The organism is Collinsella sp. LCP19S3_A6 (assembly GCF_052122015.1).
In the GTDB taxonomy this organism is placed as follows: Bacteria; Actinomycetota; Coriobacteriia; order Coriobacteriales; family Coriobacteriaceae; genus Collinsella.
Map to the genome: position 1 here is coordinate 245,513 of NZ_JBQKDD010000002.1, position 24,463 is coordinate 269,975.

The following is a 24,463-nucleotide window of genomic DNA, read 5'->3' on the forward strand; positions in this document are numbered from 1 at the left end:
GCTTGGTCCTAGACGGCCTTGTGCGTTTGGGGGCCCTGCAGGACGCGATAGCGTTGTCTGCGCGTTATACGGGCCCGGCAATACCGTGTGTCGTTGGTGCACCTTTTACTGGAGCGCCTGTGCGCCAAGGGCCAGACAACCCATGATGCCCTGCTTACCCTCGAGGCTGTTGTTGACAATGAAGGTATCGATGTCATTGACCTCGGGCGTGACGATATAGCCGTTGAGCATCTCGGCGCACTTTTTGCGGGCGAGCGGCACGATGGGGGTGTGGTCGGCTACGCCGCCGCCGATGATGATCTTTTGCGGCGCATAGCACAGCGTGTAGGTCATGAGTGCCTGTGCCAGGTAGCCTGCGAGCAGGTCCATGGCCTCCGGGTCATCGGCCATGTCTCCGGCGCTTTTGCCATCCCAGCGCTTTTTAATGCCGGGGCCTGCGATGAGGCCCTCGAGGCAGTTGTCGTGGAAGGGGCAGCCGCTGTGCTCGCCGATGGTGTCGCGCGGATCGCGCGTGACCAGGATATGGCCGGCCTCGGGATGCATCATGCCGTGCACGAGTTGGCCGCCCGAGAGCACGCCGGCGCCCACACCGGTGCCGATGGTCAGATACACCACGTCGGTGAGGCCCTGGGCGCAACCAAAGCTGACCTCGCCCAAGCAGGCGACGTTGACGTCGGTATCGTAGCCACAGGGAATATTGAGCTCGTTTTGGATGGTGCCCAGCAGGTCAAAGTAGCGCCATGCCGTCTTGGGCGTCTCCAAGATCTTGCCGTATTGGGGCGAGGCAGGGTTGACTGCAGTGGGGCCAAAGGCGCCGATACCCAGCGCGGCGATGCCCTTGTTTGCAAACCATGCGTTGACGGTCTCAACGGTCTCCTGCGGGGTCGTGGTTGCGATCTGCTCACGCTCCAGAACCGTACCGTCTGCATAGCCCGTGGCACAGACCATCTTGGTGCCGCCGGCCTCGAGCGCTCCGATAAGCGGCTGCTCTGTCATAGTATTCCTCCCCCTGGGACGAGTTGTTCCGTGACTAAAGTATAGCGCTTTAAATAAAATAAGAAAGCGCTATAAAAAGAAGCCCCACAACGCGCGTGCGGTGCGGGGCTTCTTTGGGTGCTTCAGTTGCCGGGCCGTCCTTACCCGCGAGGCTTGATTTTATCGCGTAGCGACTTGAGGTTCTCCAGCGCCGCGTTAATCGTCTCGTCTCGCTTGGCAAAGTGGAGGCGAATCAGATGGTTGACGGGCTCACGGAAGAAGCTCGAGCCGGGCACGGCGCCCACGCCCACCTTAGACGCGAGGTCCTCGCAGAAGTCGAGGTCGCTGTCATAGCCAAACTCAGAGATGTCCATCATGACGTAGTAGGCGCCCTGCGGCACGTTATGCTCAAGACCAATGCTATCGAGCCCCTGACAGAACAGATCGCGCTTGGCTGTGTAGAGATCGAGGACCTCCTGGTAATAGCTGTCGTCGAAGTTGAGGGCGGTGACGACAGCTTCCTGCAGGGGAGCGGCGGCACCTACAGTGAGGAAGTCGTGGACCTTCTTGATGCGCTCGGTAATCTGGGCCGGGGCGATGGTGTAGCCCAGACGCCAGCCGGTGATGGAGTACGTCTTGGACAGCGAACTGCAGCTGATGGTGCGCTCGAACATGCCGGGCAGCGTGGCCATATAGACGTGCTCGTGGGGCGCGTAGACGATGTGCTCGTACACCTCGTCGGTGATGCAGTAGGCGTCGTACTTTTTGCAGAGATCGGCGATAAAGGTGAGCTCATCGCGCGTAAAGACCTTGCCGCAGGGATTGGAAGGGTTGCACAGGACGATGGCCTTGGGGTCGTTGTCGCGGAAGGCCGCCTCGAGTGTCTCGCGGTCAAAGTCGAATGTGGGCGGGTTGAGCGGCACGTAGATGGGCTCGGCACCCGAAAGGATTGTGTCGGCGCCGTAGTTCTCGTAGAACGGCGAGAAGATGACGACCTTGTCGCCGGGGTTGGTGGCCGTCATCATGGCAGCCATCATGGCCTCGGTGGAGCCGCAAGTGACCACGATGTTCTGGTTGGGGTCGATCGGTATGCCCATAAAGTGCTCCTGTTTGGCGGCAAGCGCCTCGCGCATGGCCTGGGAGCCCCAGGTGATGGAGTACTGGTGGTAGAGCGGTTTGGGATCGGTGGCGATGGTGTTCAGGCTCTTGAGCAGCTGCGCTGGGGGATCAAAGTCGGGGAAGCCCTGCGAGAGGTTGACGGCGCCGTACATATCGGAGATGCGCGTCATGCGGCGGATGACCGAATCGGTAAACGTTGCCGTGCGATTGGAGAGTTCTTTCATGCTTGTCCTTTCGAACATCGGGGTGGGGCAAGTTTACTCCTATGGAACCGGTGGGATTTGCTCGAAATGGATCCGAAAAACTCTTTTCAAAATTCTTGAAAATTGGGGCTTGCGTCGCGTGGCGTTCCTTGCAATAATAGTCGAGCGCGAAGCGCACAGGACACGGTGGGTGTAGCTCAGTTGGCTAGAGCGACGGGTTGTGGTCCCGTAGGTCGAGGGTTCGAGTCCCTTTACCCACCCCAGTTCTTGCTTCGTGTTGATATCGGGTCGTTAGCTCAGTTGGTAGAGCAGGGGACTCTTAATCCCAAGGTCCAGGGTTCGACCCCCTGACGGCCCACCACACGATATCTCCACTAAAGTCCGCTACTACGGACTTTAGCTTTGGGTCGTTAGCTCAGTTGGTAGAGCAGGGGACTCTTAATCCCAAGGTCCAGGGTTCGACCCCCTGACGGCCCACCAAAGCATGTTAAGACGGTCAGCGAAAGTTGGCCGTCTTTTTTGTTGACCTCGCATGGGGTCGAACCCGAAAGGGCGCGGAGCTGAGGAAACGCGTAAGCGTTTGCCAGCGCAGCGCGCAAGGCGCGAAGCGCCGCAGCGGCCGCCTGCGCAGCAGGCTGACCCCCTGACGGCCCACCAAAGCATGTTAAGACGGTCAGCGAAAGTTGGCCGTCTTTTTTGTTGACCTCGCATGGGGTCGAACCCGAAAGGGCGCGGAGCTGAGGAAATGCGTGAGCATTTACCAGCGCAGCGCGCAAGGCGCGAAGCGCCGCAGCAGCCGCCTGCGCAGCAGGCTGACCCCCTGACGGCCCACCAAAGCATGTTAAAGCGACTGGCTTCGGCTAGTCGCTTTTTTGTTGACCTCGCATGGGGTCGAACCCGAAAGGGCACAGACGCTTTACAAGTCGAGCCTGCCCTCTTGGGTACGCCGAGCTGCTGCTTCATTTCCGCCGTGCTTCTGCCGCCGAATAACGCTTCATCGCCCTTCGACTTGATGATCGCGAATCCTTTGGAGTCCACGCCGCGTTTGAACGCAATACCCGAGAGCTGTTTCTCTGAATCGGATAGCGAGTGGCGCGCCTGCAAGCGCTGAATCTCTGCGAAGCGCTGTTCTATGAGCTCTTGGCGGCGCGTCTGCACGGCAAAGTATGCCTGGGCGAGCGCGATCTCTGGCTTGTTTGAATCTCCGTTCTGTGCGATTAAATAGCATGCATAGCGAGTAAGTTTGTGGTCTTTAACCGCGCGAGCGGCGACACCGGCTGTTACCATTTTCGTGGTATCACGAAAATGGGAATCAACTGGAGTTTTGTTTGTTTCGCACGAGACTTTTGCCCTCTTAACAACTTCGGCGAAGTTCTCTCATCGAGTGTACCCCATGGGTTCCATTAAATCGCGTGCGAGCCAATACTCAACGCCGTCTTCCACATTGGCGGAGCTATCAAGTTTGACACGCCACTTCTCGATATCACGACTGTCCACATCTCCTCCCAGCTGGTCTATTGTCTGTGCGGGCTTTGCCTGCTCTGTATTCAGAATAAGGATACGCTGCCGTGCGGACACGAATGGGCCCCGTGCCACCTCGAGCTCACGGGGCCCATAGATGTCGATTAGTTGTGTTCTGCTTTAGATGAGTGTCCAGTTTAGTCCGCTCGATAGTGCGATCCGAGGCTTTCGGTCCGTTTGCGCATGGCTTTGACCATTTCCGCTGCCAGCTGAATCTGCGATTGCAGGCGGGCGAGGGCTGCGATTTCGCTGTCCTGGGCTTTCTGCGTGCTCAAGGTCGTTGCCTCCGTCTTCAAGCCCTCAAGCTCGTGTAGTGCCTTGGATAGGCCTGTTTCGGTCCTGTTGATCATGCAATAGGTACTCATCGTGTGCTTAAGGCCGCGGGTCAGGCGCTCGGCGTCTGTTGTGGCAATGCCATGCTGGGGGAGGGCGACATCCGTCTTTGGGGCCATCTCAGGTGCATTCTGTGCTGCTTGGGCTGCCGAGGCGCCCGCGATGCGCCCAAACACGATGCCGTTGGCGCTTGACAGGCCACCAATGCGATCGGCCCCGTGCATGCCGCCTGTCGCCTCGCCGCAGGCATAGAGGCCTTCAACGCCCGTGTATGCGGTCTTGTCGATTTTGATGCCGCCATTGGCGGCGTGGGCATACATCGCCACACGCATCTCGTCGGTCGGCGCGATGCCGTGCTCGTCTTGTAGCCAGGTGGCAAAGGTCTGCACAAACTCGGGGACGTCCTCGCGGGGGTAGTCGTAGTGGAGCGCCAGACCTTCAGCACCCGCTTGATCGATGGCAAGATCGATGGCGCGGGAGGCCAAGCGCGAGGTGAAGGGACCATATCCGGAGCGTTGCTCAAGTAGATCGTCCAGCTTGTCGTCGGCGATATCGACCGGCTGGTCTACATGTACGTAGCGCCAGGTCTTCTCGTTAAAGACAAGGTTGCGCTTGGGCTCGATGAAGCCCGGCATCATCTGCATGAACTCTATATTAGTGAGCGTTGCGCCGTGTGCCAGCGCGATGGCCTGCGAGGAGCTGAGCACGTCGGCGGAAGTGAGGCTTCGCTCGAACAGGCCACCCGTGCCGCCCGCAGCGATGATGGTGGCCTTAGCTGCCATAGGCACGAGATGCTTGTTTGTGCGGTCGTAGAGTACGGCGCCGATAATCTTTCCGGTTGTGTCCTCAACAAGGTCGATAAGCTCGTGGCGGGGGAACAGGCGAATGCCGAGAGACTTGATCTGGGCCGTACACGCGTCCTCAAGGGGCTTGCGGGTAAGGCCGCGCCAATTGCGTGCCTTATGGTCGAAGCAGGGGATAAATTGCTTTTGCAGGGCGCTCTCGGCGCTTTGCGGGCGTTGGAGCTCAACACCTAGATCCTGCTCGAGCCATTGGATGGCCTGGGGAATACCGTGGACGAACGTCTGGACGAGCGTAGGGTCGGCGACGCCGCCGCCCGCGGTCTGGACGGTGTCGATGAGGTCCTGTTCGTCGTCTTCGTCGATGGGGCCAATAAGGCCGAGGCCCCAGGTGCCCGGGAAGAAGCTCGATCCGCTCATGGTCTTGCCGGCGCTTGCGACGGCAACGGTCGCGCCCGCGCGTGCCGCTTCTATGGCGGCACAAAGGCCCGCAATGCCAGATCCTATTACCAGTACATCAGTCGATTCCATCGGATTCCTTTCTCGTCCGGCGCATTGTCGCACGGGTGATCGACTAATGCGACGCAAAGGCCGCGCTATTCGGTAAAGGGCGAATATGGCAGGTGGACGTCATACGCATTCGCTGGCTTCGTCTCCGGGTATCTCATATTTCGCTGCAACTGATATATCGGACATCTATTTTGGAGTAGTCAATTTGAGACGGGGCTTTACGAGCTGTCCTGCGCCTCGGGTCGATCCGCTCGCCACGAAATGGGCCTATCTACTACGTTTGAGCGGTCACCCCCAACCATACCGAGAATTACAAAATTAAAACCGCAGGTAGACGGCCTATTGATTTTCAAAAAACCCGGCTATGGTCGAGCTGCGCGGGTTAAACGTAGTAGATGGGCCGTTTTCGTGGAGCAATCCAAAGCGATTGGCTGTTTTGGAATAAAAAAGAGCCGCTATCCGGGTGGATAGCGGCTCCAAAGCTCAACTATATGAGCATCGCGCGGGCGCGATTAGGCCTTGAGGGCCTCCTCGACGGCGACAGCGCAGGCGACGGTGGCACCGACCATGGGGTTGTTGCCCATGCCGATGAGACCCATCATGTCGACGTGCGCAGGCACGGAGGAAGAACCGGCGAACTGGGCGTCGGAGTGCATACGGCCCATGGTGTCGGTCATGCCGTAAGAGGCAGGGCCGGCGCCCATGTTGTCCGGGTGCAGGGTACGGCCAGTGCCGCCACCAGAAGCGACGGAGAAGTACTTCTTGCCAGCCTCGATGCGCTCCTTCTTGTAGGTGCCAGCGACGGGGTGCTGGAAGCGCGTGGGGTTGGTGGAGTTACCGGTGATCGAGATGTCGACGTTCTCGTGCCACATGATGGCAACGCCCTCGCGGACGTCGTCGGAGCCGTAGCAGTTAACGGCAGCACGGGGACCATCGGAGTAGGGGATGGTCTCGACGACCTTGAGCTCGCCCGTGTAGTAGTCGAACTGGGTCTTCACGTAGGTGAAGCCGTTGATGCGGGCGATGATCTGGGCGGCGTCCTTGCCCAGACCGTTGAGGATAACGCGCAGCGGCTTCTTACGAGCCTTGTTGGCGTTCAGAGCCAGGCCGATAGCGCCCTCAGCGGCAGCGAAGGACTCGTGGCCGGCCAGGAAGGCGAAGCACTCGGTGTCGTCGGAGAGCAGCATAGCGCCCAGGTTGCCGTGGCCTAGACCGACCTTGCGGTCCTCGGCGACGGAGCCGGGAACGGTGAAGGCCTGGATGCCCTCGCCGATGATGGCGGCAGCCTCAGAAGCGTTCTTGGCGCCACGCTTGACAGCGAGAGCGCAGCCGAGGGTGTAGGCCCACTCGGCGTTCTGGAAGGCGATGGACTGGGTGTTGTTGACGATCTCACGCGGGTTGAAGCCCTTGTCGGTGCAGATCTGCAGAGCTTCCTCGAGGGAGGCGATGCCGTTGTCGGCGAGGCACTTGTTGATCTTGTCAGCGCGGCGCTCGTAACCTTCGAACGTAACAGTCATAGTTATTTCCCTCCCTTTCTACTCGTGAACCGGGAACACGCTGGCGACGGAGTGAGTCTCCTCGTCGGTGCGCGGGTCGATGTACTTGGCAGCGTTCTCCCACTGACCATAGTGGCCCATGGCGCCAGCGATGGCCTCCTCGGGGGTCTTGCCGGCCTTGACGGCGTCGGTGAACTTGCCGAGGTTCAGGAACTCGAACGCGATGATCTCGTTCTTGTCGTTGAGAGCCATGCGGGTGACGTAGCCCTGAGCGAGCTCGAGGTAACGAGCGCCCTTGGCCTTGGTGCCGAACATGGTGCCGACCTGAGAGCGAAGGCCCTTGCCGAGGTCGTCGAGGGAGGCGCCCACGGGCAGGCCGCCCTCGGAGAACGCGGTCTGGCTGCGGCCGTAAACGATCTGCAGGAAGATCTCGCGCATAGCAACGTTGATGGCGTCGCAGACGAGGTCGGTGTTGAGGGCCTCGAGGATGGTCTTGCCGGGAAGGATCTCGGAAGCCATGGCAGCAGAGTGGGTCATGCCCGAGCAGCCGATGGTCTCAACGAGGGCCTCCTCGATGATGCCGTCCTTGACGTTCAGCGTGAGCTTGCAGGCGCCCTGCTGAGGTGCGCACCAACCCACACCGTGCGTAAGACCGGAGATGTCGGAAATCTCCTTAGCCTGGACCCACTTGCCCTCCTCGGGGATGGGTGCGGGGCCGTGGTATGCACCCTTGGCAACGGGGCACATGTTCTCCACTTCCTGTGAGTACTGCATGCCTCTCCTCTCTATCGTGTTGGCGTCCCGTCTGGGGGTCGTGGCTGGTGATTGCCGGGCGACCCTTCGAAAGGGACATGACATGCAGCCCCTATAATACCGCGAAATGCACGGAATATTCGGCGAACGGCGCAGTTTTCGTAACGAGAAGCGCGGAACTTTCAATTGAAACGATTTAACAAGCTTGTTTGCGGTTATGCGATACGTTTTAGGGGGTCAGTTCTGGTCAAGTATTTAGTTAGTTCTTGCCCCTGTTGCGGTGTCTAGCCTGTGGTTATGATGCCGTTCGCCGTCGGTTTGCCGCCTTTTACCGTCGACGGGTGCCATTTTGCGTGAATGTTTTGATGGCACGTTTCAATCGTGATGTATTGGATGGTAAGCAGGTCCCGGCGAAGGGAGCGCCATGCAGCGCGTTTGGAAAACGATCACCGGTTTTTACCATGTCTGTGCCCGCGGTATGGGCAGTCAGCTGATCTTTGAGAGCGACGAGGACCGGTGGGAGTTTTTGGAGCTGATGCGCGACTGCTGCCGCGATGCCCAGGTAACGATTGTGGCGTGGTGCCTCATGGGCGACCATGTTGATCTGGTACTTCTGGATTATGAGGACAACATGAGTGCAGCCATGCAACGCCTGCTGTTGACGTATGCTCGTCGGTTCAATAAACGTACCGGGCGTTCGGGCTGCCTGTTCCGGGAACGTTTTGAGCGCTGTTCGCTCGATACCGACCGTCAGGTGATGGAGGCTGTTCGCTCCGTTCACGCCGATCCGCAGGATGCGGGCATCAACCTAATTGAGCGTTATCCCTGGAGCAGCTTTGCGGAGCATCTGCGCGTTTACGACGGTGACGAGGCAGATGCTACGAGGGTATTTTCCGATCCTTCTTGCGTGCTTGAGCTTTTTGGTTCTGCCAAAGCCTTTATTGCCTATTCCCTTTCGACGCCCGACGGCGGCGATTCGGCGATGCGCGATTTAGTAGAGATGGAGTTGGGGCGGCGCGCCTTTGCCGACGAGTTGGCGAAGGGATGCGGGGTTGCGCTCCAGGGGGTTAAAGCGGCGTCGCCGGCGCAGCGCAGTATCGTTATTCTTGGCTTGCACGATGCTGGTTTTACGGTGCGCCAGATTGAGCGGTATACGGGGATAAGCAAAAGTACCGCTTCTCGTATTGTGCGCGCCCGTGCTCGAACGGCGGTGCGGACTGATGACAGCCTGGGATAGGGCTGTCTGCCCACTGGGACCATCATTCTAAATGCTTGGACGTTAACTACACTTCTAAATATGCATAGAATGATTGCCGTCTTGCATAAAATAATAGCTCAGTCCGGTTTTGCCCGTGCCTACCCCCGTCCACGCCGTGCAAAAAGCGGAGTTTTCAGCATCGTAGTGCTGTCGGAACTACTATAACCTTGCAACTTGCGGGCCCCGAGACAATTATTTGTCTGCCAATACGCCCCGAAGCACGCGTTTGCGTCCCCGTAGACCGTAATGCCTGTTCTAAAACGCAATATATAGCCCGAAGGCGCTAATTTATGCTCGTGATTTGTATGCACATAGCTTGGCGTGCTGAAAACTCGCAAAAATGCACGCCGCACCCTATGGGACCCGTCTGCGGCAGGCAGGAGGCGAGCCGGAGCCTAGTAGGACGGTGCCTGGCGCTTTGCTCGGCGTGCCCCGTGGCCCTGTGGCAAGCCTTTGGTACTGTGAAAAACGCTTGTGCTTGCGGTTGGCCGTGCGATAAATGACAGATTGGGCGCCGGAAGCGTGGCTGCGCGTGCGCTCGTTATGAAAAAGCCGAGCCGCCCGTATCGGGCGGCTCGGCAATCAAAAACCTTGGATTCGGGGCATCCGTTACTGGTTAGCCTGACCCTCGAGCATGCCGTCGAGGGTGCGCCAGGCGAGCTCGGCGCATTTGACGCGGGCGGGCATGTGTGAGATGTCCTGGAGCTGAGCAGCCTCGTCCAAGTCTTCCAAGTCTTCCTCGGAGAGCTCCTCGCCGCGGATCATGGCAAGGAAAAGCCCTGCCAGACGACGAGCCTCCTCGACCGTTTCGCCCGTGATGAGGTCGGCCATGATGTCGGCGCTGGCCTGGCTGATGGCGCAGCCGTGACCGGTAAAGGAAGCCTCCTCGATTACATCGTTCTCGACACGCAGCTGCAGGGTGAGCTCATCGCCGCAGCTGGGGTTGATGCCGTCGTGCTCGTGCGTGGGCGCATCCATCTCGTACTTATAGTCGGGGTGGGAGTTGTGCTCCATAAACGTGGTGGAGGTGTACAGATTACCCATTGAACGTGCTCCAAACGTGATACAGGCCGGCGATGAACTTATCGATATCGGCCTTGTCGTTGTAGAAGGCCACGCTGGCGCGGCAGCAGGCAAGGTTCTCGACGCCCAGCCAGGTGAGCAGCGGCTGCGCGCAGTGGTGACCGGCACGGATGCAGACGCCGTCCATGTCCATGATGCTCGCGACGTCGTGAGGGTGGATGCCCTTGACGTTAAAGCTGACGACCCCGTGGTGGTTGTCCCAATAGATGGAGCCGATGATCTGGACAAAGTCGAGCTGCATGAGCTCGCCCATCAGGTAGTGGACGAGTGCCTGCTCTCGTGCCTGGATGTTTTCGTAGCCCACCGTGTTGACCAGGTAATCAAGCGCCGCGCCCGTGGCGAAGATGCCGGCGGCGTTCTGCGTACCGGCCTCGAACTTCTCGGGGACGGGCGCCCAGACGGCGTCCTGCTCGGTGACCGAATCGATCATCTCGCCACCGGTAAGCATGGGCGGCATGGCGTTGAGCAGATCCATCTTGCCCCACAGCACGCCAATGCCCATGGGGCCCATGGCCTTGTGCGCGCTAAAGGCAAAGAAGTCGGCGCCCAGATCGGCCACGTTGACCGGCATGTGCGGCAGCGACTGCGCGCCGTCGACGACCAGATAGCCGCCGTACTTGTGCACGAGCTTGCCGAGATTCTTGACCGGGTTCTCGACGCCCAGCACGTTAGAGATCTGACCCACGGCCAGAATCTTGGTCTTGGGGCCAACCTTGGCAAGCACTTCCTCGGTCGTGAGCTGACCGGTCTTGGTGGGGTAGAGGTAGACGAGCTTGGCGCCGGTCTCGCGGCAGACCTGCTGCCACGGAATCAGGTTGGAGTGGTGCTCCATGATGGTGATGACGACCTCGTCGCCAGGCTCGAGCACCGTGGGCGCAAAGCTCTTGGCGACCAGGTTGAGCGACTCGCTCGTGTTGCGGGTGAAGACGATCTCATTAGCCTGGGAGGCGCCGATGAGGTCGGCGATCTGCTGGCGGACCTTGGCGATGGCCTCGGTGGCCTCGACGGACAGCGAGTACAGGCCGCGCAGGGGGTTGGCGTTCATACGCTGGTAGAAGTCACGCTCGGCGTCGAGCACGCAGGCGGGGCGCTGCGCGGTGGCGGCGCTATCGAGGAAGGCGATCTCGGGGTGCTGCTGGAACAGCGGGAACTGCGCCTTGTAGGGGTTGGTCTCGATGTCGACGGTAGGCCAGCCGCGCGAGGCCTCATCGCTGGCGTCGAACTCCATGGGCTCGGGGGCAGTACAGGTATCGCATTTAACGTGCTCGGTGTCGATCATGCGAGCTCCTCCTCAAAGTTATCGATCAGGTTATTGCCCAAGCGGACGACGGCGGCGCGGATGCGCTCGTCGGCGGCGGAAAGTGCGGCGTCCTCCAGCTTGGCACGGATGAACAGGTCCTCGGCGGCATTTTGGTCAAGGCCGCGGCAGGCGAGGTAGAACAGCTGCTCGTCGCGGACGTGGCCGATGGTGGCGCCATGGTTGCCGGCGACGTCGTCCTCGTCGCAGAGGATGACGGGAACGGTCTTGTTGTCGACGCCCTTGTTGGCCAAGAGCACCGTCTCGCGCTCGGTGCCGACGGCACCCTTGCAGCCGTGCACGAGGTCGATGGTGCCGCGGTAGACCTTCTTGGACGTGCCGGTCAGTACACCGTTGGCATCGATTTCGCACTCGGTCTTGCGGCCGCGGTGACGAAGCTCGTAGTTAAAGTCGCGCACCTGTTCGCGGGCGCCCAGGTAATCGGTATCGATCGTAACCTTGGCGGTGTCGCCCAGCAGGTCGCCGGCAAGGCCGGTGGCGCTGGCGCCGGCACCCAGTACGGTGTGCTGCACGTTGACGCGCGCGCCCTCGTCCAGGAACAGGCCGGTGTCGTCGAGCGCAATCCAGCTGTCGTCGAGCGTCTGCGTACAGGCAACGTTGACGGTGGCGTACTCGTGGGCACACACACGCAGCACGGAGCCCACGACGCCCTCGCCGGTAACGGGGGAGTCCAGGGCGATCTGCAGGTCGAGCGTTGCCTGCGGGCGGGCGACGACATCGATGGCGGCGATGGCAGCGGCGGCGTCGACGCCGCTCACGCGCACGGTAACCGTGGCGCGGCCGTAGGCGGGCACGTCGATGACGATACGCTTGGTGGCATGGTCGGCCAGATAGGTGTAGGCGGCCTCGCCCATGCCGGTCTCGAAGGCCTCAGCGGGGGAGAGTTCCTCCTCGAGCTTGATGGCGCCGGCCTGGTAGACGGAAGTGGCGGGCACGTCGAGCTCGGTCTCGGGTGTGATGCGGGCGCGGTCGGCGGCGTCGCCGGGGGCTGAGGCGCGGTGCTCGGGGAAGCGCTCGGCCATGGCCTCCATGGCGGCGTCGAAGGCGTCGGCCGCACCATGGATCTGCTCGTCCAGCCCCTCGACCTCAACGGCCTCAGCGGGAGCGGCGGCAAGTTCGTCCGAAAGCTCGAGCTTAGTCTGGTTCATCTTGAGCCAACCCCATGTGGCGGCCGGCATCGCGTTGACGCCCCCGATCTCCTGCAGCACGCCGTCTCGGGGCTCCGACCCTCCTCGCGTACCTTTAGTACGCGTCGTCGGGCTCGTCGCTCCCGATACGTCGCACTGCAGAAGCTCGGATGACGTAAATGCGTTCGGCGTGTTCGTGGTCTGTTTCATTATCCGATCGCTCCTTCCATCTCGAGCTTGATCAGGTTGTTCATCTCGACGGCGTACTCAAGCGGCAGCTCCTTGGAGACCGGGTTGGCAAAGCCGTTGACGATCATGGTGCGGGCCTCTTCCTCCGAGATGCCGCGGCTCATCAGGTAGAACACCTTGTCGTCGCCGATGCGGCCGATGGTGGCCTCGTGGCCGATGTCGACGTTCTTGGCGCGGATGTCCATGGCGGGGATGGTATCGGAGCGGCTTTGGTCGTCGAGCATGAGCGACTGACAGCTCACGGTTGCCTTGGAGCCCTCGGCCTTAGGCGTGGCCACGATGGAGCTGCGGAAGGACTGGATGCCGCCGCTCTTGGAGATGCCCTTGGTCTCGACGGTCGCCGAGGTCTCGGGCGCGTTGAGTACGACTTTGCAGCCGGTATCGAGGTTCTGGCCGGCGCCGGCAAAGGTGATGCCGGTAAAGCTCGAGCGGGCGCGGCGGCCGTTGAGCACGCTCATGGGGTAGAGGTAGCCCACATGGCTGCCGAAGGAGCCGCTGATCCACTCGATGTCGCCGTCCTCGTCCACGCGCGCACGCTTGGTGTTGAGGTTGTACATGTTCTTGGACCAGTTCTCGATGGTCGAATAGCGCAGGTGCGCTCGCTTGCCCACAAAGAGCTCGACAGCGCCGGCGTGGAGGTTTGCCACGTTGTACTTGGGCGCGGAGCAGCCCTCGATAAAGTGCAGGTCGGCGTCGTCCTCGACGATGATGAGCGTGTGCTCAAACTGGCCGGCGCCCTTGGCGTTGAGGCGGAAGTAGCTCTGCAGCGGAAAATCGAGCTTGGTGCCCTTGGGCACGTAGACAAACGAGCCGCCCGACCACACGGCGCCGTGCAGGGCCGCAAACTTGTGGTCGGTGGGCGGGATGAGCGTCATAAACTTCTCGTGGATGAGCGGCTCCCACCGCGGGTCGTGCAGGGCCTCCTCGATGCCGGAGTAGACGATGCCCATCTTGGACGCGGTGTCCTGCATGTTGTGGTAGACGAGCTCGGAGTCGTACTGCGCGCCGACGCCCGCCAGGTAGCTGCGCTCGGCCTCGGGGATGCCCAGGCGCTCAAAGGTGTTCTTGATGTCGTCGGGCACCGACTCCCAGTCGTGCTTTTGGTCGGTGTTGGGTTTGACGTAGGTGACGATGTTGTCCATGTCCAGGCCCTCGATGGAGGGGCCCCACGTCGGGTCGGGAAAACGGTTGAAGATTTCGAGGGACTTGAGGCGCAGGTCGAGCATCCACTGCGGTTCGTCCTTTTTGGCGCTGATCTCGCGCACGATGTCGGGCGTGATGCCGGCGTCGAGGCGCTCGAATCCCTCCTCGCCATAGGTGAAGTCGTAGAGGCTGCGGTCGATGTCCGCGACCTCGGTGCGGTTCTTGGTCATTGCGTCGCCCCTTTACGCCTGCTGCTCGGCAGCGGCGGCCTCGGCCTGGGCGCGCTGCTCGGCGGCCTCGCGCTCGAAGGCCTCAAAGCCGTTCTTGTCGATCCAAGGGATCAGCGAGGCGTCGTCCTCGCGCACGATGTGGCCCTTGACCATAACGTGGACGCGGTCGACATCCAGGTGCTCCAGGATGCGCGTGTTGTGCGTGATGATGAGCATGGAACCGTTGCAGCTCTTGCGGTAGGCGTCCATGCCGTGGCTGACGGTGGACAGGGCGTCGACGTCCAGGCCGGAGTCGGTCTCGTCCAGGATGGCGAGTTTGGGCTGCAGCAGCAGAAGCTGGAGCATCTCGACCTTCTTTTTCTCGCCGCCCGAGAAGCCTACGCCCAGCTCGCGGTTGAGGTAAGCGGTATCCATGTTGAGCTCGGCCGCGAGCTCCTTGACGCGACGGCGGAATTCCTTGCCCTTCATCTCCAGGCCGGGGCGGCCGGCGATGCTGGCGCGCAAAAAGCTCGACAGCGGCACCCCCGGGATCTCGACCGGAGCCTGGAAGCTCAGGAACAGGCCGGCGCGCGAACGCTTGTCGGTGGTGAGCTCGGTGATGTCCTGGCCGTCAAAGACGATGCGGCCGTTCTGCACGGTATAGACGGGGTCGCCCATGACCAGGTGGCCGAGGGTGGACTTGCCGGCGCCGTTGGGCCCCATCAGCACATGGGTCTCGCCGGCGGCGACGTTGAGGTTGACGTTGTGGAGGATGGCCTTCTCGTCCACGGAGGCGGTCAGACCTTCGATGGAAAGCAGCGGATTTGCGCTCATGCTGTCCCTCTCTGTTTATGGTGTACTCATAGGTGTACTAAACCCTAGGAATCTTCTCGGAATAAAGTTACTATGGGTTCGGCGTTAGTCAAGGGAAAACCCGACTAATCCACTCGACTTTTCAGATGTGGGACATAATAATCGGGATCGTCTGTCCCACACGCTTGGCATCTGGGGCAAACTCTGCTGATGATTTTTTCTCAAGCGCACCGGGAGGGTAGGTATGCTCATTTCTTCTAAGGGCCGCTATGCCCTCCGTTTGATGATTTATATCGCGGCGCTCGGTGACGCTGAGGGCAAAATCGCCCTGCGCGAGATTGCCGACCGTGAGCATATTTCGCAAAAGTATTTGGAGCAGCTGGTCCGTCCGCTTATGAAGGCGGGCCTGCTCAAGAGTGTGCGCGGCAAGGGCGGCGGCTACATGATGGCCGTGGACCCGGCCGAGGTGCGAGCCGGCGATATACTGCGCGCCGTCGAGGGCAGCACGGCGCCCGTCGCATGCGATGGCATCGATAACAACTGCACTCGCAGCGATCTTTGCTCTACTGTGAAGTTCTGGCGCGGTCTGGACGACGTGATTGAAAAGTACGTCGACGGCGTGACGTTGGCCGACTTGGCGGCCGTGCCCGAGATTAACTTCGATATCAAGCTGTAACTCGAGTGCAATTCCTCAAGATTTCGCGGAGGGCGTTACCGTTTGTCGAGTTGTAGTTGTACGACATCGGTCTTGCTGCGATACTTAAATCTATCTTTGCAAACTGCACTTTAACTACACCAATGCAAGGAGGATCTTATGCAGCCCAAGCATTCTGCGATTGTTGCCGGATTGACGCTGGCTCTTTCGTTTGGCGCCGTTGCCGCGCCCGCGCCCGCTGCTGCGGATGAGCCCACGCCGGGCGTTGCCTCGGATGCCACCGATATCGATAAGGGTCTTTATACCCAGCAGTCTTTCTCGGGCGTGCTGAGGTCGGTCCAAGGTGTCTCGTTTGTCAATGTGACCAGCGAGATGAAGTACTTTACCAAGTATGAGAGCCACGGCAACTATAGCCAGGGCTTTTCGTACGGCGATGGTTACAACGCTCTCGGTTACTACCAGTTCGATCGACGCTGGTCGCTCATCCCGTTTATGAAGCAGGTCTATAACTACAATCCTGCCAAGTACGGCATGCTTAAGTCTGCAATTGACCGCGGGAGCGATATCTCCAACGCAAGCAACCCCATGTATTCGAACGGTCAGCTGACGGAGCTGGGTCGCATTGCGCAGGATGCCTTCCAAGGTGCCTATAACGCCGATCCGGCTGAGTTCTCGGCGCTGCAAGATTCATATGCATACAACTCCTATTACGCGGTGACCGAGGCCTGGCTCAAGAGCGCGCTTGGTATTGATATCTCTGGCCGCGCCGATTGTGTCAAGGGCATGGTGTGGAGCATCACCAACATGTGCGGCACCTATGGCTGCCAGGACTTTTTCCGCTGGGCAAATCTTACAAACGATATGACCGATCGTGAATTTGTGACGGCGCTTTCCAGCAGCGTGGTCAATAACGTTGCCCGTAAGTACTCGAGCCAGCCGCAATATCACGAGGGCTGGAAGAACCGTTACAAGAACGAGCTTAAGGATTGTCTGGTCTATATTACCGAGGACGAGGCCGCGGCGACGCCGCCGGTCGAGCCTCAACCTGAGCCTGAGCCCGAGCCCGTGACTCCAGCGCCTAGCCAGGCGCCCGCCGCTCCCGTTGCTCCCTCTGGGCCTAGTGCCGATACCAATGGTGCTGACGAGGATACCGTCGATGCTCCTTCGAACGATGCCGGAGCAAGCGACGGAAATGGCGATGTCGCTTCGGCCGGCAGCGCGGGGTCTGCCTCGCCCTCGAATTCCGCAGATGCTGCGGCAGGGTCTGGTTCTTCCGCCGGTGGATCGACTGCCGGTTCGAGCGACTCGTCGACGAATGACAAACCCTCTGCGAGCGAACAGCTTGGCTCCATGTTTGGCTCCTCGCTGATGTCTGGCATCAACAGCAGCTCGTCTTCCAAGAAGGATGGCTCCGACCAGGGCGCTACGGAAAAGACCGAAGAAGCTAAAGGCAATTCGAAGGACGAGGGGTCTAGGGGGTCTGATTCCGACAAGGGCACGGAAGTCGACGGTGCGGAATCGAAGGATCCCCGCCTTGGTAAGGATGGCAAGCACGCGGACGACAATGGGTCCAAGGGCCTGGCTGATGATGGCGCCGACCAGAACCAGGGTAAGACCAAGGTTGTGACTGCCTCAGCCACGACGACTGAGTCCTCTAAGGGCAGCATGCCCAAGACGGGTGACTTGATTTTGATGGCGAGCCTTGCCAGCGCGAGCTTGGCCACATTGGGCGCTACGTCTATTGTGAGCGGTAAGCATAAACTTGATCAGCAAAACAAAGACGCTGCGGAGAAAGACGCCCAAAAGTAGGCTCTCAGCGAGCGTTTTGCCTTAGCGATTCAAATAGGGGCCCGATGCGATAGCACCGGATCCCTATTTGTTGCGAATCGTTTTGTTATGCCCCCCTTATGGAGTCATTTCTACCGTTACCCGAATCATTTGTTGAACAATAAAATTGTTACCAAGATGGTCGCTAAAATGGCATCGTTATTCTAAAAGGGGAGATAAAACGGTGTCTGAACAGGCAATGTATGATATTGATAACACCTTTGACGTAAAGTTGCTCAATCCCGGCGGAAATGCCGTTCTGACGATTGATATTCATGATTTTGCCGATGCCGCCGATCATTGTGTCTTAGTTGATAAGACCATGTTTATTGCCGATATCTTAGATTGCGAATCGACTGTGGCGCTCTGTTGTCGGCCTCATGGTTTTGGCAAGAGTATGAACCTCTCCATGCTCAAATGTTATCTGGAGCGTCCTGTGCCCGGCTCGTCTAACGTCAATCTCTTCATCGGTAGCAAAATATGGGACGCAGAAGATGGCGTCTATCGTGATGAGTATGCACGCTATCCGGTCATTGCTTTGGATTTTTCTGCTTCCTCCTATCGAGGCGCCGATGCCGAGGCCGCCATGCGCGATGCCGTCGCTCGTGAGTGCGCTCGTCTGTTGCCGCTGCTGGAAGTTCCCGATTTAGCGCGCGGCGACGTGCGCCATATCGAGCGCGTAGCGCGCGGTGTTGCCGGTTCTGATGAAATCGATTCGGCTCTTGGCGTGTTAATCGAGCTCCTCCGTATGGCATGTGATGAACAGGTTGTGCTGCTGGTTGATGGGTATGACGCGGCGTTTACGAATCATATGCAGGCGAAGGGCGCCTATGGCTCGTGCTTTGTCGAGTTGCTTGACCGTCTGCTCTTTGACGTTATTGTCTCCTCGATCGATTCTTTGCGGCTGGTTTGCTTGATGGGGGAGCGACCCGGCCCCGCACGGGCGGCACTTGCGCATCGCAACTGCCCGTATTGTTTGGCTTCGCCCTTGTCGAGCTGGTGCGATCGCTGGTTTGGTTTTTCGGATGCCGAAAACAGGGCGCTGCTAGATTACACTGGTCAGAGCGACAGACTGGCTTGCGCGCGCGAATGGTTCGAAGGCTACCGGTTTGGCGGGTTCTATTGTTCGAACCCGGCTCGTGTGGTTGACTTCTTGGCTCGGGGCTGCCTGCCGCCAACGCGCTTTGATGTATGTTGCTATGCCGATTGTCTGAACGAGACTGTGGGCGCCTGGGATTTAAGATGGCTTGCGGCAATGTTTGATTTGCTTAATCCGTATGGCTGTGTTGAGGCGCCACTGTGCTTGGACGCCGTGAAGCCTGATGCCGGGACAGCGGAAGGTATTTGGACCGATTTGTATTTGAGTGGACTCCTGACGACAGATGCGACTGATCGCCAGGCGGACGGCAGTCTGCCCCACGCCCTGCGCCTTCCCAATAACGAGCTCCGGTATGCGCTGCGTCTTGTGATTATCGAATGGTTCGAGTGCGCTGCCGAGAGTGCCGAGACTATCGATGACTTCCAAGAGGGTCTTTGCCGCGGTGACGAGCGTGCAGTCAGGCGAGCTTTGGACGCAATTATTAATGACTTGGGCGTCGAAGGAGACGAGTCGGATTTGCCGCTGGCTTTTCGTTTGGCACTGCAGGGTCTTTGTTTTGGGTTGCCTGGGTATGCCGACCCCGTTACAAAACGAGCGCACGGTTCGGAGTTTGGGGGTTTCCAAGTATTTCCAACCGCCAATACCTTTGATGCGGTGGATACACTTGGCATATTGGATAGCCGCCCGCTGATCTCGGTCAGCATGCTGTACGACCCCGATGTCGATGCGTTGGGCCTAGAGCTTCTGTCGGTACAGGCATTGCTCAATATCGAACGGAGTGGTCTCGACGACATTCGCGTGCCACGTCCTGCTGTGGGCCGCATGCGCTGGGGGTTTGGCTTTGATGGACAACGAGTTGCCGTCGCATGTCAGAGGTTATAGGAGGGCCGGCTTTACTCGGCTTCCTTCATGGGCGGCATAGGCTTCCAGTTGGGGTCGCGTACGATCTTGCGGGCATCCTTCATGCCACGGCGCAGCGCCGGAATGCCGGTCTTAAAGCACTTGTCGACGGCGGCAAGGCGGATAAACTCCTTGCAGAAGGTCGCCACATTGCCCAAACGGAACAAAATGGGGTGGTAATCACCGTAGATCTGCATGTAGCGGGCCAAATAGCCGCGATTGCGCATGATGTAGTAGCGATTGGTGTCACTGGTGGAATTGAGCTGACGCTTACCGGCGATATCCCAGTTGGAGACGGCGCGGGCGCGCTTGAGCACCACATCGGCGACTACGACGGCAGGGAAGTGTTGGCTGGCGACATAGCCATAGCAGGCATCGTCGCCGTAGATAAAGAAACGAGCGTCAGGCAGGCCGATCTTGTCGACAACACGACGCGAGAACAGGCCACCCTCAAAGCACAGCTGGTTCATGGCGCGGTAGCCCTCGGGGCCCAGGTCCCACTTAGCGATGGGGTTGGGGATACCAAGCGAAAGGATGAGCTGGTACTGCCAAAAGAAGGCGCCGCCGTCAAAGTCTAGGCGCGAACCCTGGATGACGTCGTAGCGGTCGGTCCACTTGGCCAGGCGCTCGATGCCCTCCGGGATGACGAGCACGTCGTCGTCCATCACCCAAAACCACTGGGCGCCCAGATCGTAGGCGCACTTGGTGCCGGCGGAGAAGCCACCCGCACCGCCGCCGTTTTCGAGCTGCGGGGCGTAGATGACGCGGTCGGTGCCGCCCTGCGCGTCGGGCTGATCGGTGTCGACGCCCCACAGGTTGGCCAGGCGCTCGTTGAATGCAGCACACATGGCCTTGGTCTCGCGCGAATTTTCGTTATCGACGATCACGATACGCCAAGGCGTTGCCGTGAGCTCGGTCATGGAGTCGAACAAGTTGGCCAGGAGTTCCTGACGCTTGTACGTAACGACGACGATGGCGAGCTTGTCGATGGGGGCGGGAAGGGTAGAAGTCATGGGGAATATATCCTTTCACGCGCGGCGGGCGAGCGCTGCGCGGAAGCTATCGAATACGTCCGTTGGACGGCACCTATTGTAAAGGGTCGGCGCACCTTGACGGCAAGCTTTGAATAAAACGCAGGAACCTGATATAGGCGCGACGAGTGGCGTGGGGCTGCTTTGCCCGTAAGAGGCTCCATAGATTATATAAACGCCCGCGGGCGGGACGACCCTTTGATACCATTATCGGCAGGTATTTCCTAAGGAGCACATTTGTCTACTAATTCCTCTGGCGGCCCTGTCCTGTCGCTGCTTATTCCCATCTACAACGTTGAGCGCTACCTGCGCGAGTGCCTCGATTCCGCCGTGGCGCAGACGCTCGAGGACATCGAAATCATTTGCATCAACGACGGCTCTACCGACAACTCGTCGGCGATTATCCGCGAGTATATGCAGCGCGATGCGCGCGTCAAGATGATCGACAAGGCCAACAGCGGCTACGGCGACTCGATGAACCGCGGGCTCGAGATGGCGCGTGGCAAGTACGTGGGCATTCTAGAGTCCGATGACTTTATGGCGCCCGATGCGCTGGAGAAGCTCGTGGCAGCTGCCGAGTGCTTTGACGCCGATTTTGCAAAGGCGAATTTTGACCTGTATTGGTCGAAGCCGGAGGAGCGCCGAGAGCTGATGGAGCTCTTTAAAGCTAAGGACTGCGGCAAGCCGGTTCACCCGAGCGCTACCGTCGATGCCTTCTCGCTTAAGCCATCGATTTGGTCTGCGGTGTACCGTCGCGACTTCTTGAACCGTAATGCCATTCGTTTTTTGCCGACGCCTGGCGCTGCGTTTCAGGACGCCTCGTTTACCTTTAAGGTGTTCGCCCTTGCCGATATCGCGGTTTACCTGCATGATTCGGTTCTTTCGTATCGTCAGGACAACGAAGGGTCTTCGGTCAACTCTCCTAATAAGGTTCACTGTGTTAACGACGAGTATGCCGAGATTCATCGCTGGATTGTTGAGGATTACGCTGAGTCGCACTCTTCGCAGGACGTTGCCAAGCTGCTTAAGTTTGCAAATATCATTAAATACGATTCGTATATGTGGAGCTACATTCGCCTGAATCCCAAGTTTTACGCTGAGTTTTTGGATCGTATGGCCCAGGAGTTTCATGGGGCGCTTGAGGCCCATGAGTTTGAGCTCACGGACCTTAAGCCGTGGAAGCGTGCGAATCTCAAGGCTATTGTCGATGATCCGCAAAAGTGGTTAGCTGAGTCTCCGGACTTTGCTGGAGCGGGCGCGATGGGTCGCGCGAAACATTATGCGCGTGTCGGTGGCCCGGGCGTGGTCGCGGCATTCGTCCTGGATGCAATTAAGAAATAGGGGAGTTATGGCAAACCCAAAGGTCTCATTTATCGTCCCCGTTTATAACACCCAGGATTTCCTGCCTCGTTGTCTTGACTCTCTTTTGGGGCAGACCTGTCCGGATATCGAGATCGTGGTTGTTAACGATGGCTCGCCCGATGGTTCCTCAGCGATTATTGATGAATATGCTCGATTGGATTTTCGCGTGCGCGTTGTCGAGAAGTCCAACGGGGGACTGTCGTCTGCCCGTAATGCGGGCATGGATGTTGCGCGCGGCGACATTATCGACTTCGTCGATTCGGACGATTACGTCGAGCCTAATCTTACCGAGTTCTTGGTCGATACGTTTGCTAAGGAGCATCCCGAGATTGTTGTGTTTGGAGCCGTTTGCGAGCCTGCCGAGTTGGCCTCTAAGCGCATCAAGCAGTTGCTTTCTCCTGAGGCGTGCGTGTTCGAGTCATTTGATCCAGCGCTGCTATTTTCCGCGAATGCACAGCCCTATGTCTGGCGTGCGGCATACTCTCGCGGGCTGATTGAGCGTGAGTCTTTGCGTTTTGCCGAAAAAGTCCGGTTTGCTGAGGACGTTGTGTTTCAGTTTGAATCGTATCCGCTGTCTGCCAGGACGGTCCTAGCGCCCGAGAAGCTGTATCACTACGTGATGCAGGAGAAGTCGCTGACGCATACGTTTAATGCCGGCGCCAAGCGCACGGACAAGGTCGATGCCCATTTGCTGGTGCTGCATGAAGTGCTGGAGCGCTGGGGTAGGCGAGGGCTTTTGGACTTGTGTCCCGGAGAGCTTGTCACGTGGTTTTTGGATCTGGTTGTGTTCGACCTTGCACGCCTGCCAAGGGACGAGTTACGTCAAATTGCAGTCCGCATAAGGACGTGTTTTGGCTCCTATTTTGGTCCCGATTGGGCGAGCCTGCCCTTAAAGGCCCCCGTTCGCCGCGTTTCCAAAAAGCTGAGTAGCGGCACTGGCACGGTCTCGCTTATGGACGCCGTGTCGCTTTACCTATCGACCCGCGGGCTCAAAGTGTGCCTGGAGCGGTTTGTATAGGCGCTGGTTTGCTTCTTTGGAGAATCCGGGATTTTGCGACGTGCCTACTGACGCGCTGCCATGAATCATGGCCACGAATACGTCACTCGGGCTGTTATAATTAAATAATCTAGGATTAATTGAGGTGAACTGATGTCTATGAACCGACTAAAGTGCTGCGTTGTTGTACTGCTCTCCCTTGTATTTGGGTTCTCCGGTGTTTTCCAGCCTTTTGCGCTGTATGCCGAGACGCTCGATTTGGCTCAGGAGCAGCCGAAGGTATCGCAGCCCGCGAACGAGAGTGCCTCTTCTAACGTTCCTGCGGATGCATCTGACGATCAGGCGGAGAGCGATTCGGCTGCCCAGGACCCCTCGACGTCTGATTCTAGCGAGGCTGCGGATGCCGAATCTGCTTCTGCCGATGCAGCTACCGATGAGGTTTCTGACGAGGTGTCTGATGATGACATCGATGCTCCTCTTGTTGAGAACTCTTGGCGCTATGCCGACGGTTCGCTCCGCTCCGATCTTGCTGACGATTATGGCGATAGCGCAGATTTCGAAGGCCGTGCAATGCACAGCATGCCTAAGGGTGCGACGGCACAGGGAATCGATGTGAGCGAGCACAACAGAACTGTTGATTGGCAGGCCGTGAAAGATGCCGGTATCGACTTTGCGATTCTAAGAGTTGGTTTTGCCGGCGATACAAACGGCGGAAGGCTGGACTATTACTTTAAACGCAACGTAAGCGAGTGCGAGCGTTTGGGAATTCCGTATGGTGTGTATCTTTACTCTTATGCGCGCAATGAAGACGATGCCAAGGCCGAGGCTCGCCTGATGCTAAATGCCCTTAAAGGCCATTTGCCTACTCTTCCTGTTTACTACGACTTGGAAGAGCAAAAAACAAATGCTGACGGTTCGCCCGTGTGGACGCCGTTTAACAATCCCTCGAAGCTCGCATCGATCGCAAAGACCTTTTGCGGCCAAATTACGGCTGCGGGGTACAAGCCCGGCATTTACGCTAACGTCAACTGGTTCAAGAACTACCTCACCGACCCTTGTTTTCTAACCAGCGGCTGGAGTATCTGGACTGCCCAGTATTGGTACGGAGGCCGTTACGATGAGTGCATCGATCTTACCCCCGACGCCCCTGCCAAATATGATTGCTGGCAGTATTCTGCCCGCGGCAGCGTTCCCGGCGTAAGCGGTGACGTTGATGTTAGCTATTGGTTTGGAGATACGTTCCCAGATTCTTCCAATGACCTAATTGCAGCTGAATTAATAAGAGTTGCGCAGCGATATAGTTCGCAGCTTGGTGCTGTTACTGGAGAAGTCTATAAGTTTGAAGGCGATAACTGGAGACTTGATTGCGAACACGGTAGTGCTGTTTTTTCGAAGAAAAACGGAGCGTATCCTGTCTGGGGAGATATTTATGATTACTGGAGCTCTGAATCGAATTCTAGTTCAATTGGTGCGCCTGTTGGCGAGCCACGTGAGTTTCTGACATCACACGGATCGGGATGGTCTCAGGACTTTGAACGGGGTGCCATTCAATGGAACGGTAGCGACGGCTACGTCTCCGTGCGCTCGGGCGCCATCCGCACCGAGTACGTGAGGCGCGGCTACCAGGCCGGGGCCCTCGGCTGGCCCGTGGCCGAGGCCGAGCAGCTCGATGGAGGCGGGTC

Annotated in this window: 18 protein-coding genes and 3 tRNA genes; 10 read left to right on the top strand and 11 right to left on the bottom strand. The window is 58.8% G+C overall.

Annotation, left to right across the window (positions count from 1 at the left end):
- Positions 1–105 precede the first annotated feature (105 nt).
- Entirely contained in the window at positions 106–996 is an 891-nt protein-coding gene (locus ACTQVX_RS02245; protein ID WP_441560067.1) for an ROK family protein, read from the bottom strand.
- A gap of 140 nt (positions 997–1,136) precedes the next feature.
- On the bottom strand, positions 1,137–2,318 hold the full coding sequence (locus ACTQVX_RS02250) for a pyridoxal phosphate-dependent aminotransferase (protein ID WP_441560069.1): 1,182 nt from the start codon (positions 2,316–2,318) through the stop codon (positions 1,137–1,139).
- 165 nt (positions 2,319–2,483) lie between these two features.
- On the opposite strand from ACTQVX_RS02250, the gene ACTQVX_RS02255 reads away from it, so the two are divergent.
- The 3 genes from ACTQVX_RS02255 (at position 2,484) to ACTQVX_RS02265 (ending at position 2,777) form a co-directional block, all read left to right on the top strand.
- Positions 2,484–2,560 (top strand) — tRNA-His (locus ACTQVX_RS02255).
- Between the two features lie 22 nt (positions 2,561–2,582).
- Positions 2,583–2,658, top strand: a tRNA-Lys gene (locus tag ACTQVX_RS02260).
- Positions 2,659–2,701: 43 nt separating this feature from the next.
- A tRNA-Lys gene (locus tag ACTQVX_RS02265) sits at positions 2,702–2,777 on the top strand.
- Between the two features lie 1,178 nt (positions 2,778–3,955).
- Here the strand turns inward: ACTQVX_RS02265 and ACTQVX_RS02270 are convergent.
- The 3 genes from ACTQVX_RS02270 to ACTQVX_RS02280 all read right to left on the bottom strand — a co-directional run bounded on the left by ACTQVX_RS02270 (position 3,956) and on the right by ACTQVX_RS02280 (position 7,731).
- On the bottom strand, positions 3,956–5,482 hold the full coding sequence (locus tag ACTQVX_RS02270) for an FAD-dependent oxidoreductase (RefSeq protein ID WP_441560071.1): 1,527 nt from the start codon (positions 5,480–5,482) through the stop codon (positions 3,956–3,958).
- A 491-nt stretch (positions 5,483–5,973) separates the two neighbouring features.
- Positions 5,974–6,978, bottom strand: coding sequence for a GGGtGRT protein (locus tag ACTQVX_RS02275; protein WP_154518278.1), 1,005 nt, complete (start codon positions 6,976–6,978; stop codon positions 5,974–5,976).
- An 18-nt stretch (positions 6,979–6,996) separates the two neighbouring features.
- The gene (locus ACTQVX_RS02280; protein ID WP_006235554.1) at positions 6,997–7,731 is read right to left on the bottom strand and encodes an iron-sulfur cluster assembly scaffold protein; all 735 of its coding nucleotides are present in this window, start codon (positions 7,729–7,731) and stop codon (positions 6,997–6,999) included.
- 403 nt (positions 7,732–8,134) lie between these two features.
- Between ACTQVX_RS02280 and ACTQVX_RS02285 the strand changes: the two genes are divergently transcribed.
- Positions 8,135–8,947: a transposase gene (locus tag ACTQVX_RS02285; protein ID WP_441560072.1), complete on the top strand. Its 813-nt coding sequence runs from the start codon at positions 8,135–8,137 to the stop codon at positions 8,945–8,947.
- Between the two features lie 630 nt (positions 8,948–9,577).
- Here ACTQVX_RS02285 and sufU read toward each other — a convergent pair.
- From sufU to sufC, 5 genes are all read right to left on the bottom strand, one after another.
- The gene (gene sufU / locus ACTQVX_RS02290; protein WP_427718807.1) at positions 9,578–10,012 is read right to left on the bottom strand and encodes a Fe-S cluster assembly sulfur transfer protein SufU; all 435 of its coding nucleotides are present in this window, start codon (positions 10,010–10,012) and stop codon (positions 9,578–9,580) included.
- Positions 10,005–11,330 carry an aminotransferase class V-fold PLP-dependent enzyme gene (locus ACTQVX_RS02295; protein ID WP_441560074.1) on the bottom strand — a complete coding sequence of 442 codons (1,326 nt, stop codon included), beginning with the start codon at positions 11,328–11,330 and terminating at the stop codon, positions 10,005–10,007. The genes sufU and ACTQVX_RS02295 overlap by 8 nt, the downstream gene beginning before the upstream one ends.
- A complete protein-coding gene (locus ACTQVX_RS02300; RefSeq protein ID WP_441560076.1) occupies positions 11,327–12,517 on the bottom strand; it encodes a SufB/SufD family protein in 1,191 nt (396 codons plus the stop codon). The genes ACTQVX_RS02295 and ACTQVX_RS02300 overlap by 4 nt, the downstream gene beginning before the upstream one ends.
- A gap of 188 nt (positions 12,518–12,705) precedes the next feature.
- The gene (gene sufB / locus ACTQVX_RS02305; protein WP_441560077.1) at positions 12,706–14,118 is read right to left on the bottom strand and encodes a Fe-S cluster assembly protein SufB; all 1,413 of its coding nucleotides are present in this window, start codon (positions 14,116–14,118) and stop codon (positions 12,706–12,708) included.
- A 12-nt stretch (positions 14,119–14,130) separates the two neighbouring features.
- Positions 14,131–14,931, bottom strand: a complete 801-nt coding sequence (gene sufC / locus ACTQVX_RS02310) for a Fe-S cluster assembly ATPase SufC (protein ID WP_441560079.1) — start codon at positions 14,929–14,931, stop codon at positions 14,131–14,133.
- Positions 14,932–15,154: 223 nt separating this feature from the next.
- Between sufC and ACTQVX_RS02315 the strand changes: the two genes are divergently transcribed.
- From ACTQVX_RS02315 to ACTQVX_RS02325, 3 genes are all read left to right on the top strand, one after another.
- A complete protein-coding gene (locus ACTQVX_RS02315) occupies positions 15,155–15,586 on the top strand; it encodes an RrF2 family transcriptional regulator (protein ID WP_154518293.1) in 432 nt (143 codons plus the stop codon).
- 138 nt (positions 15,587–15,724) lie between these two features.
- Positions 15,725–17,374 (top strand): hypothetical protein, encoded by a 1,650-nt coding sequence (locus ACTQVX_RS02320; RefSeq protein ID WP_441560081.1) that lies wholly within the window; start codon positions 15,725–15,727, stop codon positions 17,372–17,374.
- 202 nt (positions 17,375–17,576) lie between these two features.
- Positions 17,577–19,373, top strand: coding sequence for an AAA family ATPase (locus ACTQVX_RS02325; RefSeq protein ID WP_441560083.1), 1,797 nt, complete (start codon positions 17,577–17,579; stop codon positions 19,371–19,373).
- Positions 19,374–19,384: 11 nt separating this feature from the next.
- Here the strand turns inward: ACTQVX_RS02325 and ACTQVX_RS02330 are convergent, their stop codons facing one another.
- Complete coding sequence (locus tag ACTQVX_RS02330) at positions 19,385–20,404, bottom strand: glycosyltransferase (RefSeq protein WP_441560085.1); 1,020 nt, start codon at positions 20,402–20,404, stop codon at positions 19,385–19,387.
- A gap of 255 nt (positions 20,405–20,659) precedes the next feature.
- Here ACTQVX_RS02330 and ACTQVX_RS02335 point away from each other — a divergent pair, with 255 nt between their 5' ends.
- The 3 genes from ACTQVX_RS02335 to ACTQVX_RS02345 form a co-directional block, all read left to right on the top strand.
- Positions 20,660–21,763: a glycosyltransferase gene (locus ACTQVX_RS02335; protein ID WP_441560087.1), complete on the top strand. Its 1,104-nt coding sequence runs from the start codon at positions 20,660–20,662 to the stop codon at positions 21,761–21,763.
- Positions 21,764–21,770: 7 nt separating this feature from the next.
- Complete coding sequence (locus ACTQVX_RS02340; RefSeq protein WP_441560089.1) at positions 21,771–22,802, top strand: glycosyltransferase family 2 protein; 1,032 nt, start codon at positions 21,771–21,773, stop codon at positions 22,800–22,802.
- 138 nt (positions 22,803–22,940) lie between these two features.
- A partial coding sequence (locus tag ACTQVX_RS02345) for a GH25 family lysozyme (RefSeq protein ID WP_441560091.1) occupies positions 22,941–24,463 on the top strand: 1,523 nt, incomplete at its 3' end.

Coding starts and splice junctions, on each gene's coding strand:
- ACTQVX_RS02245 (WP_441560067.1), bottom strand. CDS start 996: ATGACAGAGCAGCCGCTTATCGGAGCGCTCGAGGCCGGCGGCACCAAG.
- ACTQVX_RS02250 (WP_441560069.1), bottom strand. CDS start 2,318: ATGAAAGAACTCTCCAATCGCACGGCAACGTTTACCGATTCGGTCATC.
- ACTQVX_RS02270 (WP_441560071.1), bottom strand. CDS start 5,482: ATGGAATCGACTGATGTACTGGTAATAGGATCTGGCATTGCGGGCCTT.
- ACTQVX_RS02275 (WP_154518278.1), bottom strand. CDS start 6,978: ATGACTGTTACGTTCGAAGGTTACGAGCGCCGCGCTGACAAGATCAAC.
- ACTQVX_RS02280 (WP_006235554.1), bottom strand. CDS start 7,731: ATGCAGTACTCACAGGAAGTGGAGAACATGTGCCCCGTTGCCAAGGGT.
- ACTQVX_RS02285 (WP_441560072.1), top strand. CDS start 8,135: ATGCAGCGCGTTTGGAAAACGATCACCGGTTTTTACCATGTCTGTGCC.
- sufU (WP_427718807.1), bottom strand. CDS start 10,012: ATGGGTAATCTGTACACCTCCACCACGTTTATGGAGCACAACTCCCAC.
- ACTQVX_RS02295 (WP_441560074.1), bottom strand. CDS start 11,330: ATGATCGACACCGAGCACGTTAAATGCGATACCTGTACTGCCCCCGAG.
- ACTQVX_RS02300 (WP_441560076.1), bottom strand. CDS start 12,517: ATGAACCAGACTAAGCTCGAGCTTTCGGACGAACTTGCCGCCGCTCCC.
- sufB (WP_441560077.1), bottom strand. CDS start 14,118: ATGACCAAGAACCGCACCGAGGTCGCGGACATCGACCGCAGCCTCTAC.
- sufC (WP_441560079.1), bottom strand. CDS start 14,931: ATGAGCGCAAATCCGCTGCTTTCCATCGAAGGTCTGACCGCCTCCGTG.
- ACTQVX_RS02315 (WP_154518293.1), top strand. CDS start 15,155: ATGCTCATTTCTTCTAAGGGCCGCTATGCCCTCCGTTTGATGATTTAT.
- ACTQVX_RS02320 (WP_441560081.1), top strand. CDS start 15,725: ATGCAGCCCAAGCATTCTGCGATTGTTGCCGGATTGACGCTGGCTCTT.
- ACTQVX_RS02330 (WP_441560085.1), bottom strand. CDS start 20,404: ATGACTTCTACCCTTCCCGCCCCCATCGACAAGCTCGCCATCGTCGTC.
- ACTQVX_RS02340 (WP_441560089.1), top strand. CDS start 21,771: ATGGCAAACCCAAAGGTCTCATTTATCGTCCCCGTTTATAACACCCAG.